Genomic DNA, 14,469 nt, shown 5'->3' on the forward strand with positions numbered 1-14,469 from the left:
AAAACAAAACATACATTCCCAAGCTTTTAATCAACGGAGATTCCGTAAAACAGTTATTAGCCAGAAGCAGATATTTACTTTATAAATCTCGCGAAAAATGGACTCAAAGCCAAAATGAAAGAGCTCAACTTTTATTTGAGTTATATCCCGATCTAAAGAAAGCTTACAATTTAAGTCAACAACTCCGAGGAATTTATAACAATAACAACGATAAACATATTGCCATGACAAAACTGGCCCATTGGTATAGAAATGTAGAGGAATCAGGTTTTAAAAACTTCAATATCCTACTTAATACCATTTCTTTTAACTACCAGTCAATCTTAAATTATTTTGATAACAGAAGTACTAATGCTTCAGCAGAATCTTTCAATGCAAAAGTAAAAGCTTTTAGATCGCAATTTAGAGGAGTCAGAAAAATAGATTTCTTCTTATTCAGATTATCTAATCTTTTTGCTTAATCCCCAACTTTTGCACCTGATCCATTACTTCCTGAGATAATAGTAGATTATTTTGAACTTACCACTTATAAAAATAATTTGTTATATAAAAAAAACAAAATATTGTATATAAAAAACTAGAAATATTGTATTCAAAAGCAGTCTAAAACAACAAATTTCAGTTATAGCCTCTTAAAAAGAATAGCAATTTTATTCTTATTATTATGATAATTATTTTCTTTATTATAGTTATTGATAAAATAATTAACAATTTTGCATCAACAGTACCCACATTGCATAACATTAGAACCGCAGGTGGGTCATTTTATTTATATTGAATTAATTTTGACATTATTCAAAAAAAAAAAACATAAGGATTTTAGAAATAAAAAAGCGAGCCTTTGCTCGCTTTTTAAAATTTTAACAAACCTATATTAATCACATTCATAATTAATTCATAACATAATAAATACTGCTAAGTAGTTATTTCTATATTTAAATATCTCCAGAAAAAAACCTAGAAAGACTATTATAAGTTATTTTAATATTTTCAGAATTTGTATTGTCATTATGAAACATAATGGACGTATGCACTTTAAATGTGTCATCATCATCTAAGTCAATTTCAACAACATTATTAATTTTAGTAATATAATCCTTCATTGTACTATTAGAATACCATCTTTCAAAAGCATCAAACCTTACTTGTCCTTTATCATCATCATCATCACAAATATAAATAAGAGCATTCTCAACATTTTCAAAAAATGCTGTAACAATGGCTCTTATAGTTTCAGATACACAGGCGTCTAAACCAGAGGGTTTATCTGTAATTTTCTCAACAGTTATTTGAAAAACATTACCAATTTCAACATCAGGAGTTGTGCAAGATTCAAGCATATAATCTTGAAAAAATGCCACTTTATACTCAATGTTGTTTTTAGTCTGAAAAGTATAATAATTGGAATTAGGGTCGAAAGTGTAATTATATGGCTCTAACAAGTTTAATACCTTTTGAAGTTAAGGCTTCAACTGAACTATTACCTTTCAAAAAAGCACGTACAGCAATCTTATCTTCTCTCATCTTGATAATTGCCTTTCTTACTGCTTCTTTATTTACTGTAGTTTTCATAAAGGCAAAGTAACACCGATACTTCCTCATTTACAAGAAAGGTTAATACTCTTTGTTTATAGCAATACGGAAGCTAATAAATAATATTTATCAATATAACCGCCTGAAAATAAGACAAAAAACATCCTTTTCTATTTTTTCAAAGCTAAAAAAGCAGTGCAAGTTTTCCTCTAAATTCCGTTACACTTACTGTTTTCATAATAATCAATTTTTACAAAAGTACGCTTTTCTGTACGTTTGTGAATTTATTTATATAATTTATTCACAACTCCCCTCATGCAAAACCGGAAAATTGCAAGAGTTCGCAATAAAACACAATTGATTTGCTTTTGTATGAAGTTCTAAAGCCAATTCAATTTGATCCGGATTTGATATTTTTACTTTTGGAAATAATTTTGCCTCAACAAAACGCCCGCTCCCATCTGGATTTACTTCGAGTGTGGCTTCCGCATGGTCTGAATATTCGAGGACTTCTATTTCGTTTTGAGAACAAACATATAAGTAAGACATCATATGGCAGGAAACTAAACTACTCAATAATAAATCTTCGGGATTATATAATGACGGATCACCTTTAAAAGCTTTTGCTGCAGAAACATTTAAAACTGGTTTTCCTTCAATTTTAATTTGATGGTTTTTAGTTGATCTTGAAGTTGTTTCTTCTTGACTTTTGTTGGAACTCCAATTTAACGCTGCTTGAAATAGATGTTTCATTTTAGTTTTTTTGCTATTGCTAAGTTATGATTTTTACACATACTGGTGAATTAATCTCGCCAAGTCGCAAAGGCGCAAAGCTTATACACAAACCTAAAAAATTTTGCGCCTTCGCGACTTTGCGTGCAATTTCTCTTCAGTTTTCCCATAAAAAAACCTCAAAAGCATAACTTTCGAGGTTTTCTAGAGAATTGAACTAATTAACAAATTCTAAAAATTATTTTTGCACTGAAAACTTAAAAGTAGTTTTAGTTTTATAATTTTCTCCCGGGTTTAAAACCGTTGTTGGGAAGTTTTTCTGGTTTGGAGAATCTGGATAATGTTCTGTTTCTAAACAAAGCCCGGTTCTGTGAGCGTATGTTTTTCCATCACGCGTTGGCAATGTTCCATCAAGGAAATTTCCAGAGTAAAACTGAATTCCAGGTTCATCAGTTGTCATTTCCAAAACTCTTCCGCTGGCTGCGTGGTACACTTTTGCAATAATTGTTTTTCCTTTTTCAGGATTGTTCAATACCCAGCAGTGATCGTACCCTTTTCCTCTTTCTAACTGCTCATTTTTAGCTTCGATGTCTTTTCCAATTAATTTTGGTTTTCTGAAATCGAAAGGCGTATTGGCAACATCTTCTAATTTTCCTGTCGGAATTAAAGTTGCATCAACTGGAACTAATTTATCTGCATTTAAAGTCAGTTCGTGATCTAAGATTGTTTTAGAAAAATCTCCTGATAAATTGAAATAAGAATGCTGCGTTAAATTCACAACCGTTTTCTTATCAGTCGTTGCTTCGTATAAAACTTCTAGCTGATTGTCATTAGTCAATGTATAGGTTACAAAAACCTGAAGATTTCCAGGATACCCTTCTTCCATATCTTTACTTAAATAAGATAATTTTAAAGAAGCTGTTTCACCAGATTTTACCTCATCGGCTTTCCAAACGACATTAAAATATCCTTGCGGTCCGCCATGCAAAGCATTTGGAGCGTTATTGACTGCCAATTGATATTCTTTCTCATCTAAAGTGAATTTACCTTTAGCAATTCGGTTTCCGTATCTTCCGATCAAAGCTCCAAAAAATGGATTTTCTTTTTCGTATTGTGCCAAAGAAGTAAAACCGATAACTACATTTTCAGAAACTCTTTCTTTATTAGGTACTTTTAAATCTGTAATTCTGCCGCCAAAAGTGATGATGTCAACTTCCATCCCATTTTGGTTTTTCAATTTATAACTGTCAACTTGTTCTCCTTTAGCTGTTTTTCCGTAAGATGATTTTTCGATTGTAACCGAATCTTTTTTATCTGAAGCAACTGTTTCTGTATCTGCTTTTTTATCGCTTTTACATTGAACAGAAATCGCAGCCAAACTCAAAAGGCTTAGACCGAAAACGCAACGTTTTAATACATTCATAAGTGGTTATTTTTTAGTTAGTAAAGTCTTAAAGTCAAAAGTCATAAAGTCTTTTCTTCAAAGTAACTAAAACTTTATGACTTTATGACTTTCGACTTTTGACTAATTTATAGTCCGTGTTGAAACAAATGATAATAAGCTTCATTTGCATTAATCTTATCTTTAAAGTCTCTTACAGTTGTTTTTTCATCAATTACCAATAATTCGATTCCTGCGATATCTGCAAAATCTTCCATATATTCTGTTGTTATTGACTGGCTGTAAACTGTATGATGTGCTCCACCAGCTAAAATCCAAGCCGTTGCAGCGATATCAAGATTTGGTTTACAATCCCATAAAACTCTTGCAACCGGTAATTTTGGTAATTCAGCCATTGGTTTGATAGCTTCAACTTCGTTTACAATTAAACGGAAACGAGTTCCCATATCAACCAAAGAAACATTAATGGCATCTCCGGCAGGCGAATTAAATACCAAACGAGCTGGATCCTCTTTTCCTCCAATTCCTAAAGGATGCACTTCGCAAGAAGGTTTTCCATCAGCAATAGACGGACAAATTTCTAACATATGTGATCCTAAAACGTATGATTTTTGAGGTGTAAAATGGTACGTATAATCTTCCATGAAAGAAGTTCCGCCTTCAAGACCAATATTCATTACTTTTAAAGCTCTTACCATTGCGGCTGTTTTCCAATCTCCTTCTCCACCAAAACCATAACCGTCGGCCATTAATCTTTGTGTAGCAATTCCTGGTAATTGTTTCCAAGCACCTAGGTTTTCAAACGTATCTGTAAAAGCACCAAAACCTCCTTCTTCAAGGAAAGCTCTTAATCCTAATTCGATTTTTGCCGCTTCAACTAAGGAACTTCTTTGTGCGCCGCCTTCTTTTAAAGAATCGGTTAAAGTGTATGATTGTTCGTAAACTGCCAATAAATCGTTTAATTCTTTTTCTGTTACTTTTTCAATATGCTTAGTAACATCTGAAGAATCGTATCCGTTTACCGAAACTCCAAAACGAATTTGAGCCTCCACTTTATCGCCTTCTGTAACGGCAACTTCACGCATATTGTCTCCAATACGAGCAACTTTTAGGTTTTGAAGTTCATCCCATCCTAAAACGACTCTTGACCAGATTTCTAATTTTTTCTGAACTCTTTCGTCTTTCCAATGTCCTACAACAACTTTGCGTTTTTTGCGCATTCTTGACATTATGAAACCAAATTCACGATCTCCGTGAGCCGATTGGTTTAGGTTCATGAAATCCATATCGATAGATCCCCACGGAATTTCAGCATTGTATTGTGTATGTAAATGACATAATGGTTTTTTCAGAATACTCAATCCGCCAATCCACATTTTTGCTGGCGAGAAAGTGTGCATCCAAGCGATAATTCCGATACAGTTTTTAGCCGAATTTGCTGCTAAACAAACATCTAAAATCTGCGAAGGAGATTTTACCACATCTTTGTAAACCACTTTTACGGGAATATTAGATGATGCATCTAATCCTTTTGCTATAATCTCAGAATGTTCTGCTACTTTTCTTAGTGTTTCTTCACCGTATAATTCCTGGCTTCCTACTACAAACCATACTTCTTTTTGAGATATATCTATCATTTTGTTTAATCGTTTATTTGTTTAATCGTCAAATCGTTTTTCTTTATCTAAAAATTCACGATTACCGAAAATCTTTTCTCTTTGTTCTTTATTCTATTTTCTATAATCTAAAATCTACATTCTAAAATCTAAAATCATTACTGTCCGTAATACGAATCTTTTCCGTGTTTGCGGTTGTAATGTTTCTTTATTAGTGAATCTTTTAATCTTGGTGCATTTGGATTTATTTGTAAAGTCAGATATGCCATTTCTGCCACTACTTCTAAAACTTTACTATTGTAAACCGCTTTTGCAGCATTTTTTCCCCACGCAAACGGACCGTGATTTCCAATCAAAATCATCTCTACTTCTTCGTAAGAAAGATTTTTTTCTTTGAAACAATCCAAAATCTGAATTCCGGTATTGTGTTCGTAATTCCCTTCAATCAGCGAATCTGCCATTGGAGGCGCGCATGGAATATCTGCTGTTAAATGATCTGCATGCGTAGTTCCAAAAATTGGAATATCCTGCTGAGACTGCGCCCAAGCCACAGAATAGGTTGCATGCGTATGCGCAACGCCTCCAATATTTGGCCAATTTTTATATAAATAGGCATGAGTCTTCGTGTCAGATGACGGACGCATAGTTCCTTCTATTATATTGTTATCAAAATCGACAATTACAATATCTTCTGGTTTTAAATCTTCGTAAGGAACGCCGCTTGGTTTAATGGCAAAAACGCCATTTTTTCGGTCCACAGCACTTACATTCCCAAAAGTATACACTACCAAATTCAATGCATTTAACTGCATATTTGCTTCGTAGCATTCTTGTTTTAAATCTTTATAAAGAGAGCTCATGTTGCGATATTTTAATGTTCGGATCTACAAAGGCACTTAATTGTTCGTATGCCAAAAGCAGTTTATGATAAGCTTCTACTTTGTCTGTTTGAGGGAAATATTCTCCATCAAAATCACTTCCTATTTTTTGACTTGCTTCGATCACGTTTGGATAAATTCCAGCTGCAACAGCTGCGTAGATTGCTGCACCTAAAGCTGGAGTTTGGTCTGAAGCTGCGATTTTAATTGGTTTGTTTAAAACATTTGCCAAAGTCTGCATGATAAAAGGTGATTTACGAGCAACGCCGCCAATTCCGATTACGCTGTCGATTTTTACACCTTCTTCTTCAAAACGGTCTACAATTTTCTTCGCTCCAAAACAGATTGCATTTACTAACGCTTTAAAAATATGAGGTGCTTTTGTTCCTAAAGAAAGGTTTGAAATCGCACTTTTTAATTCTTGGTTTGCATCTGGAGTTCTACGTCCGTTAATCCAGTCTAAAGCAATTGGAAGACTTTCAGAAACTGGAATTTTCTCTGCTTCTTTCGTTAATTCAACAATTAATTTATCACTGAATTCTTCTCTTAATTTTTCTTTTTGTTCTTCATTTAATAAAGAAGAGGAACCTAATAAATGTTCTGTCGGCCACATTAATAATTCTTTGTACCAAGCCAATAAATCTCCAAAAGCAGATTGTCCAGCCTCTAAACCAATAAATCCTGGAATTACAGATCCATCAACTTGTCCGCAGATACCGCGAACGGTTTTTGTTCCAACTTCATCATAAGAACCTACCAAAATATCGCAGGTTGAAGTTCCCATAACGCGAACCAAAGTATTTTCTCCAATTTTTGCTCCAACCGCTCCAGAATGCGCGTCGAAAGTTCCAACAGCCACAATTGTTTCTGTTGAAAGTCCTAAACGATCTGCCCATTCTTGGCTTAAATTTCCAGCAGCTAAATCTGATGTATACGTTTCATCATATAAATTTCCACGAAGTGTTGCTAAATACGGATGAAGTTTTTCTAAGAATTCAACTGGCGGAAGTCCATTCCAGTCTTCGTGCCACATGGCTTTGTGACCCGCAGCGCAGCGGCTTCTTTTAAATGTTTTTAAATCTTTGTCTTCAATCAATAAATAAGTCATTAAATCGCAGTGCTCCATCCAAGTATGCGCTGCATTTTGAACAGCTTCATCTTCTCTGGCAATGTGCAGGATTTTTGCCCAAAACCATTCAGAAGAATAAATTCCTCCTACGTATTTTGTAACGTCTTCTCCGCCCCAGCTTACTGCCAATTCGTTGATTTCGTTTGCTTCATTTATTGAAGTATGATCTTTCCACAAAACCATCATTGCATTTGGGTTTTCTTCAAAACCTTTTGTCAAAGCCAAAGGAATTCCATCTTTAGTAACTGGAACTGGAGAAGATCCAGTGGTATCAATACAGATACCGCGAACCAATTTTGGATCTACTTTACTTTCTTTTATAACGGTTTGAATCGTAATTTCTAATCCTTCGATATGATCCAAAGGATGCTGACGAAATTGATTTATGGAAGCATCACAATATTGTTTGTTTTTCCATCTTTTGTAATGAGAAACATTCGATGCCAGCTCCTGTCCATTTTCAGTGTCAATTAGCACCGCGCGAACAGAATCTGTTCCGTAGTCCAATCCTATTACATAATTTTTCATTCTAATTTTATTTTTAAAATATTGACAAATATAGATATAATTATTTTATAAGTGTATAAAAAACACTTAATTGAAATTGCATAATTAATTTTTGCTAAAAATGCATTGAAACAGCATTTTAGCTTTCAAACAAAAAATAAATGTTAACAATACATTTACAGCGCTGCGATTATTTCAACTTTAAAATAAAAACTATAACTTTTTGAAAATGCATTTATATTAATTTCCTCTTATTTCCCTTCCAAAACTAAAACTGAAAAAGGAGGAATTGTAATTTCCAACTTTCCTTTTTTATTTTCAAAACCTTTAAAAGCAACAGGAACAATTTTATTCGGGTTTTCGAAAGAATTATAATCCTGCAGTTTTGAAGCCGTAATTATAGTTCCAGTAAAATTTTTCACGCCAAGATCTTTAACATCAATTTCGATTTTGTTTTTATTTACCGCATCAACATTTACAAGTGAAATATGCACAGCACCGCTTTGATCTTTTGAAACAGATGCAGATACAGCCGGAATTGTTTGTCCGTTATAAGTATATAAAGGAGATTTAAAATCTACTGGCAATAATTTTGCGTCTTGATGTACATTGTACATTTTCATCACATGATACGTTGGAGTTGTAATCATTTTGGCCTTGTCGGTTAGGATCACGGCTTGAAGTACATTAACACATTGTGCCAAGTTTGCCATACGAACACGATCTGCATGATTATTAAAAATATTTAAAGTTGCTCCAGCCAAAACAGCATCTCGCATTGTATTTTGCTGATATAAAAATCCTGGATTTGTTCCTTTTTGAACCTCGTACCAACCTCCCCATTCATCAACAATCATAGCCACTTTTTTCTCTGGATCATATTTGTCCATAATTGCAGCATGTTTGGTCACCAATTCTTCCATTTTCAAAGCAGACTGCATAGTCAGAAAATATTCTTTTTCTGTAAAATCAACATCTCCGCCTTTTTTATCCCAATTAATTACGGCATAATGATGAACACCTAATCCGCCTAACATTTTTAACGGAATATTTTTCATCAATACTTCTGTCCAATTATAATCAGAACTATTCGATCCAGAAGCAATTCTTGTTATACCGCCTGTGTTACCCCAATCTGACATAAAAGTGGCAAATTTTCGGTATTCATTAGCGTAATAATCGGCTGTCATATTACCGCCGCAACCCCAAGCTTCGTTACCAATTCCCCAATATTTTACTTTCCACGGCTGTGTTCTTCCGTTTTTCTTACGAAGATCACTCATCGGACTTTCTCCTGCAAAATTGGTATATTGAACCCAGTCTGCTAATTCTTGAACTGTTCCGCTTCCCACATTTCCAGACAAATAAGGTTCTGCTCCTAATAATTCACACATATTTAAAAAATCATGTGTCCCGAAACTATTGTCTTCTGTTACTCCTCCCCACCATTGGTTTACAATTGTCGGACGCTGTTCTTTTGGACCAATTCCATCTTTCCAATGATAAGTATCTGCAAAACAACCGCCTGGCCATCTTAAATTAGGAATTTTTAAATCTTTTAATGCTTTAATAATGTCATTTCGAACTCCATTTGTGTTTGGAATTTTTGAAGTGTCGCCAACAAAAAATCCACCATAAATACAGTGGCCTAAGTGTTCTGCAAAATGACCATAAATATCTCTATTGATAATTGGTGCAGATGCATCGTTTTTAATCGAAATAACAACAGATTCTTTTTGGGCAGAAATGGCTTGGATAAAAAATATCGCAAACAATACGAAAAATGGTTTCTTCATAAATTGTGGTTTTTTGATAATTAGAAAATATTGTGGTTATATATTTTCTAATAATCTTGGTTATTCAGTTTAATAAGTGTTTGTTTAACATTTGTAAATTTAAACAAAAAAAGTTCGCATAAAAAAATAAAAATCGCAGAACAACTGGTTGTAAAAAACAGATTTGATAATTTAGTTCGGAAAATCGTTAGAAATAAAGGCGTAACACAAGATTTTGAAACTCAAACAAAAAGTTAATAATCTGAAAAATCGACAAAAAAACTCAAAAATTGCTTATTTTATAACAACATTCCAATTTTTTAAATTCTGATTATCAAATAATATTCTTCCTTTTAATTCCCTTTTAAAAATGTTTCTACCTTTGGATCATTATTTTGATTTAAAATTGAGAAGATTGAGATAAAAAGATCTTTATTTTCAATAATAAACATCAAGTAATCCAGCTTCTTAATTTACTATTGTTTTAACATAAGTGTAAAATCAACATTAATAAATTATGATACGTTTTAAGAAGTTTATATCTTTACAACCAAAATATTATATATGCTAAATAGTTATAGCTCTGCTGATAAAGTTTTACTGGCGGTTGACTGCATCATTTTCGGATTCGATAATGAGGGTCTGAAAATACTTTTAATTCAAAGAGATTTTGAACCCGAAAAAGGAAAATGGTCTTTGATTGGAGGATTTTTAAAGCGTGACGAAGTTTTAGATGCTGCGGCTATTCGAATACTAAATACTTATACAGGTCTTAACGATATTTATATGGAGCAGTTATATGCTTACAGCGAAATCGATCGTGATCCTGTCGAAAGAACAATCTCAGTTTCTTATTTTGCATTGATTAATATCGAAAACCACAATGCTGAATTGATTAAAAATTATCACGCAGAATGGTTTCCTATTAATGATGCGCCAAACTTAATTTTTGACCACAACGAAATGGTTCAAAATGCCATTAAGAGACTTCGCTACAAAACTTCTGTTAAACCAATTGGTTTTGAATTACTTCCAGAAAAGTTCACCATGCGTCAGCTTTTAGAGTTATATGAAGCAATTTTGAGCAAAGAATTAGACAAAAGAAACTTCATTAGTAAAATCAATTCTTTGGAAATCTTAAATAAATTGGACGAAAAAGATATGCAGTCTTCTCGAAAAGGTTCTTATTTATATACCTTTAATAAAGAGAAATACGAAGAAAAATTACTTAATGATTTTGTGCTTAATTTGTAATTTAAAGAATTGAGTGAAAATTATTTCAAACACATAAAAGCATCGTTTTAGAACTTCAAAAAGGCGTTTCACTTGCTTAAATGCAAATAGCAAAACATCTTACAAAGAATGCCGTAATATAAGAGCAGATTTGTTTTCAATCTGCTCTTTTGTTCCTTTCAAAACCATATCGGCCAAAATTTTTCCCATCAATTCAAAATTGGTTGAAATGGTCGTAATTCCGTTTGCCGCAATCTTCTTTAGTGCTGTTTCATTATAAGAAATAATTCCAAAATCTTCTCCTAATTTTAGGTTTCTTCCCATTGCATTTTCTATAACTAAAAGCAAATCGCGGTCATGAGGAATAACATATAAGTCTCCCAATGCGATGGATTGATTGCTGAAATCAGAAATAATTTCATAATCATAATTATATTGCTGGCAGAAAGATTCAAAACCCAATTTCATTCCCGGCGGCTCTCTAAAACCAGGGAAAATTAAAATCAGTTTTTTATATTTTTCCAATCTTTTTTTACCTTTTAGTAATCCTTCAAAAATATCTTTTTTGTGATTTTGATAAATGGCAGGAAACATTTTTAAATCAGGATTGGTCTGATCCAAAATAATTACGTCGTTTACTGGTAGGGTTTTTATAGAATTGACGATATCGTTTAAGTTCGTCGGCATGATTATATATTTTGTATAATTTCCGTTGCTGTCGTTTATCAGTTTTTTGAAAACCTGAACATTAAAATGATGGAAGAAAATATCAACCTGAACATTCTTTCCAATATTTTTAAGAAACGAATTATAAATATCTTCTTTAAAAATATTAAGCTCGTCAAAAAGCAGGAAAACCTTCTGAGTAATAGTGATTTCAACACTTTTAACATAATATCCTTTTCCAGGAATAGCATAAATAATTCCTCTTTTCTTTAATTCGTCATACGCTAAAAGCACCGTATCGCGAGATAATGAAAAGCTCAAACACACTTTATTTACTGATGGAAGACGATCGCCTTTTTTCAAATTACCTTCTTCAATAGCTTTTTCTATTGAAAGAATAATCTGCTTATATTTTGGAAGGCCAATATTATTTTGAATTGAAATAATGTTCACAATAAAGTCATTTTGACTATTAATATTAAAAACTGGTAGGTACTGGTATGCAAAGATAAAGAATGTTTCTATTTTTGGATTTCATTTTTGGTAAAAATAATATGGAAATAAAACACATATCGCATTTAAAGGAGGTCCATAATTGTAAATTATTCGGTTTAATGCCCAATAAAGAAGAAATTTATTCTTTTGAATTGTCAAACAAAAACGGAATGAAAGTCCAGATCATCAATTATGGTGCAACGGTAACTTCCATCCAAATTCCTTTAAATGGAAAATTGACAGATGTTGTTTTAGGTTTCGATAATTTAGAGTCTTATTTAGAATCTTATAATTTACCAAGCGCTCCTTATTTTGGAACTACAGTTGGGCGTTATGCTGGACGTATTCATAATGGTACTTTTAGTATAGATGATAAAAAATTTCAGCTTGATGGAAATAATAATGGCAACACACTTCACGGCGGAAATATGGGATTTGGACGAAAAGTCTGGAGCGTAACCAATGCTGCAGCTGGAGAAAATCCTTCGATTACTTTTGGCCTTCTAAGTGAAGATTTAGATGAAAATTTCCCTGGCGAAATGACCGTTTATTTGACTTATACCTTAACGGAAGAAAACGAATTAAAATTAGAATACAAAGCTTCATCAACAGAAGATACGGTGATCAATTTGACACATCACAGTTATTTTAACCTTGACGGACATTATGGAAATGTTTTAGAACAGCAAATGTTTATCAAATCGGATAAAATGCTTGAAACCAATTCAGACAATATCCCGACAGGAAATTATACCGATTTAACGAATCATGATTTTGATTTCAGAAACACTAAAAACTGTCCGTTTCCAATTGACAATTCTTTTGTAGTGAATTCAAAAACTGAAATCGTGGCGCAGTTAATCAGCTTAAAAAATAAACTTAGAATGGATGTGTATACGGATCAGCCAAGTGTACATATATATGTAGGAGGCAATTGTTTTGGAAAACTAAAAGGAAAAGAAAACATCGCTTACAATGCCCAAAGCGGTATTTGTTTTGAAACCCAAAATTTTCCAGATGCTCCAAATCATTCCCATTTTCCAAATTCAGTTTTGAAAAAAGGCGACAAATACACGCAGAAAACACTTTATAAATTTGAAAGTTTAGATTAATATAATAACCGTTGGAAGAGATAAAATAAAATAGTTTCATCCAACAAATAAAATTTAATTGAATCTGCTGAAATCTTTTAAAATCTGCGTGAAATACTTTTACCAAGATTTTTTCACGCAGATTTATACAGATTAAAGCAGATTTAAATTTAAGCGAAAGAGTAAAATTTAAAAAAATTCACTCACAATAATAAATCTTAAAAAACCACAATACAACTAACTATATAATGAATGATATTTTAATACAAAACACCGTCGCTTTTTTTGAGAAATCTTTCGGGTCTTCTCCTCAAAAAACGGTACTTTCTCCAGGAAGAATTAATATTATTGGAGAACATATTGACTACAATGACGGTTATGTTCTGCCTGCTGCAATTGACAAAGTTATCTGTTTTGCTTTTGAAAAAAACAATACTAAAACTTCTAAAATAATTGCCATCGATTTAAATGAAGAATTTGAAATCGATTTGACGCAGGAAGTAACTTTGAGCGATGTTGTTTGGACAAATTATATTAGAGGCGTAATCAAACAATTGCAGGATAACGGATTTTCTTTCGACGGTTTCAATTGTGTTTTCAGCAGTAATATTCCAGTTGGTTCAGGATTATCTTCTTCTGCAGCTTTAGAATGCGGTATGATTTTCGGTATCAAATCGCTTTTTGATTTAAGAATTGAGAAAGTTGACATTTCTTTATTAGGCCAAAAAGCAGAACACTGGGTGGGTATTAACTGCGGCATAATGGATCAGTTTTCAAGCGTTCATGGTGTTGAAAATAAGGTAATCAAATTAGACTGCAACACTTTAGATTTTGAATATCACAATGCCGATTTCAAAGATTATTCCTTGATTTTATTGGATTCTAATGTAAAGCATTCACTTTTTACATCAGAATATAATACGAGAAGAATTGAATGTGAAGAAGGATTATCAATTATAAAAGCTCATTTTCCAGAAGTAAAAAGTTTTAGAGACGCTTCAGAAGAACAGGTTTTGAGTCTTAAAGATAAAATGACTGAAAAAGTTTTCAGCAGAGTTCATTTTGTAGTAAAAGAAATTAACCGCGTCATCAAAGCCTGCGAAGCTTTAGATCAAGGAAATATTGAACTTTTAGGAGAATTGCTTTTTGAAACACATTATGGCCTATCAAAAGAATATGAAGTAAGCTGCGAAGAATTAGATTTCCTTGTAGATACTGCAAAAGAAGACAATTCTATTATCGGTTCAAGGCTTATGGGGGGCGGTTTTGGAGGTTGTACAATTAATTTAGTTAAAAAAGGTCAGGAAAATGAGGTAAAACGTAAGTTTTCAAATCTTTATTTAGATAAATTTGGAATTGAATTAAAATTCTATGATGTAAAAATCTCAAACGGAACACAACTAGTTTAATAC

At 32.7% G+C, this 14,469-nt stretch carries 13 protein-coding genes; 4 read left to right on the forward strand and 9 right to left on the reverse strand.

Translation table 11 applies throughout. The features are described 5' to 3' along the window. Positions 1 to 461: transposase (locus BSF42_RS08910; protein ID WP_253251005.1), on the forward strand; the 461-nt coding region annotated here is incomplete at its 5' end. Positions 462 to 935: 474 nt separating this feature from the next. On the opposite strand, the gene BSF42_RS08915 is transcribed toward BSF42_RS08910, so the two are convergent. The 8 genes from BSF42_RS08915 to BSF42_RS08945 all read right to left on the reverse strand — a co-directional run bounded on the left by BSF42_RS08915 (position 936) and on the right by BSF42_RS08945 (position 9,593). Beyond that, positions 936 to 1,442, reverse strand: coding sequence for a DUF6169 family protein (locus tag BSF42_RS08915; RefSeq protein WP_141248442.1), 507 nt, complete (start codon positions 1,440 to 1,442; stop codon positions 936 to 938). Then, complete coding sequence (locus BSF42_RS22415) at positions 1,426 to 1,572, reverse strand: hypothetical protein (RefSeq protein ID WP_172426662.1); 147 nt, start codon at positions 1,570 to 1,572, stop codon at positions 1,426 to 1,428. The genes BSF42_RS08915 and BSF42_RS22415 overlap by 17 nt, the downstream gene beginning before the upstream one ends. 258 nt (positions 1,573 to 1,830) lie before the next feature. Continuing rightward, positions 1,831 to 2,286: an OsmC family protein gene (locus BSF42_RS08920; RefSeq protein ID WP_095952746.1), complete on the reverse strand. Its 456-nt coding sequence runs from the start codon at positions 2,284 to 2,286 to the stop codon at positions 1,831 to 1,833. A gap of 217 nt (positions 2,287 to 2,503) precedes the next feature. Then, positions 2,504 to 3,688: an aldose epimerase family protein gene (locus tag BSF42_RS08925; protein WP_095952747.1), complete on the reverse strand. Its 1,185-nt coding sequence runs from the start codon at positions 3,686 to 3,688 to the stop codon at positions 2,504 to 2,506. 107 nt (positions 3,689 to 3,795) lie between these two features. After that, positions 3,796 to 5,304, reverse strand: coding sequence for an L-arabinose isomerase (araA, locus tag BSF42_RS08930; protein WP_095952748.1), 1,509 nt, complete (start codon positions 5,302 to 5,304; stop codon positions 3,796 to 3,798). Positions 5,305 to 5,441: 137 nt separating this feature from the next. Next, entirely contained in the window at positions 5,442 to 6,143 is a 702-nt protein-coding gene (locus BSF42_RS08935; RefSeq protein WP_065451685.1) for an L-ribulose-5-phosphate 4-epimerase, read from the reverse strand. Further along, positions 6,127 to 7,818, reverse strand: a complete 1,692-nt coding sequence (locus BSF42_RS08940) for a ribulokinase (protein ID WP_095952749.1) — start codon at positions 7,816 to 7,818, stop codon at positions 6,127 to 6,129. The genes BSF42_RS08935 and BSF42_RS08940 overlap by 17 nt, the downstream gene beginning before the upstream one ends. Positions 7,819 to 8,048: 230 nt before the next feature. Continuing rightward, entirely contained in the window at positions 8,049 to 9,593 is a 1,545-nt protein-coding gene (locus tag BSF42_RS08945) for an alpha-N-arabinofuranosidase (RefSeq protein ID WP_095952750.1), read from the reverse strand. Between the two features lie 543 nt (positions 9,594 to 10,136). On the opposite strand from BSF42_RS08945, the gene BSF42_RS08950 reads away from it, so the two are divergent. Further along, positions 10,137 to 10,826, forward strand: coding sequence for an NUDIX domain-containing protein (locus tag BSF42_RS08950; protein WP_095952751.1), 690 nt, complete (start codon positions 10,137 to 10,139; stop codon positions 10,824 to 10,826). Between the two features lie 99 nt (positions 10,827 to 10,925). Here the strand turns inward: BSF42_RS08950 and BSF42_RS08955 are convergent, their stop codons facing one another. After that, positions 10,926 to 11,924, reverse strand: a complete 999-nt coding sequence (locus BSF42_RS08955) for a GntR family transcriptional regulator (RefSeq protein ID WP_095952752.1) — start codon at positions 11,922 to 11,924, stop codon at positions 10,926 to 10,928. A gap of 161 nt (positions 11,925 to 12,085) precedes the next feature. On the opposite strand from BSF42_RS08955, the gene BSF42_RS08960 reads away from it, so the two are divergent. Together BSF42_RS08960 and galK are read left to right on the forward strand one after the other, a co-directional pair. After that, a complete protein-coding gene (locus BSF42_RS08960; protein WP_371615453.1) occupies positions 12,086 to 13,078 on the forward strand; it encodes an aldose epimerase family protein in 993 nt (330 codons plus the stop codon). A gap of 227 nt (positions 13,079 to 13,305) precedes the next feature. Continuing rightward, positions 13,306 to 14,466: a galactokinase gene (galK, locus tag BSF42_RS08965; RefSeq protein ID WP_095952754.1), complete on the forward strand. Its 1,161-nt coding sequence runs from the start codon at positions 13,306 to 13,308 to the stop codon at positions 14,464 to 14,466. Positions 14,467 to 14,469 lie beyond the last annotated feature (3 nt).

It is taken from the genome of Flavobacterium sp. ACN6 (assembly GCF_002304005.1).
Taxonomy (GTDB): domain Bacteria; phylum Bacteroidota; class Bacteroidia; order Flavobacteriales; family Flavobacteriaceae; genus Flavobacterium.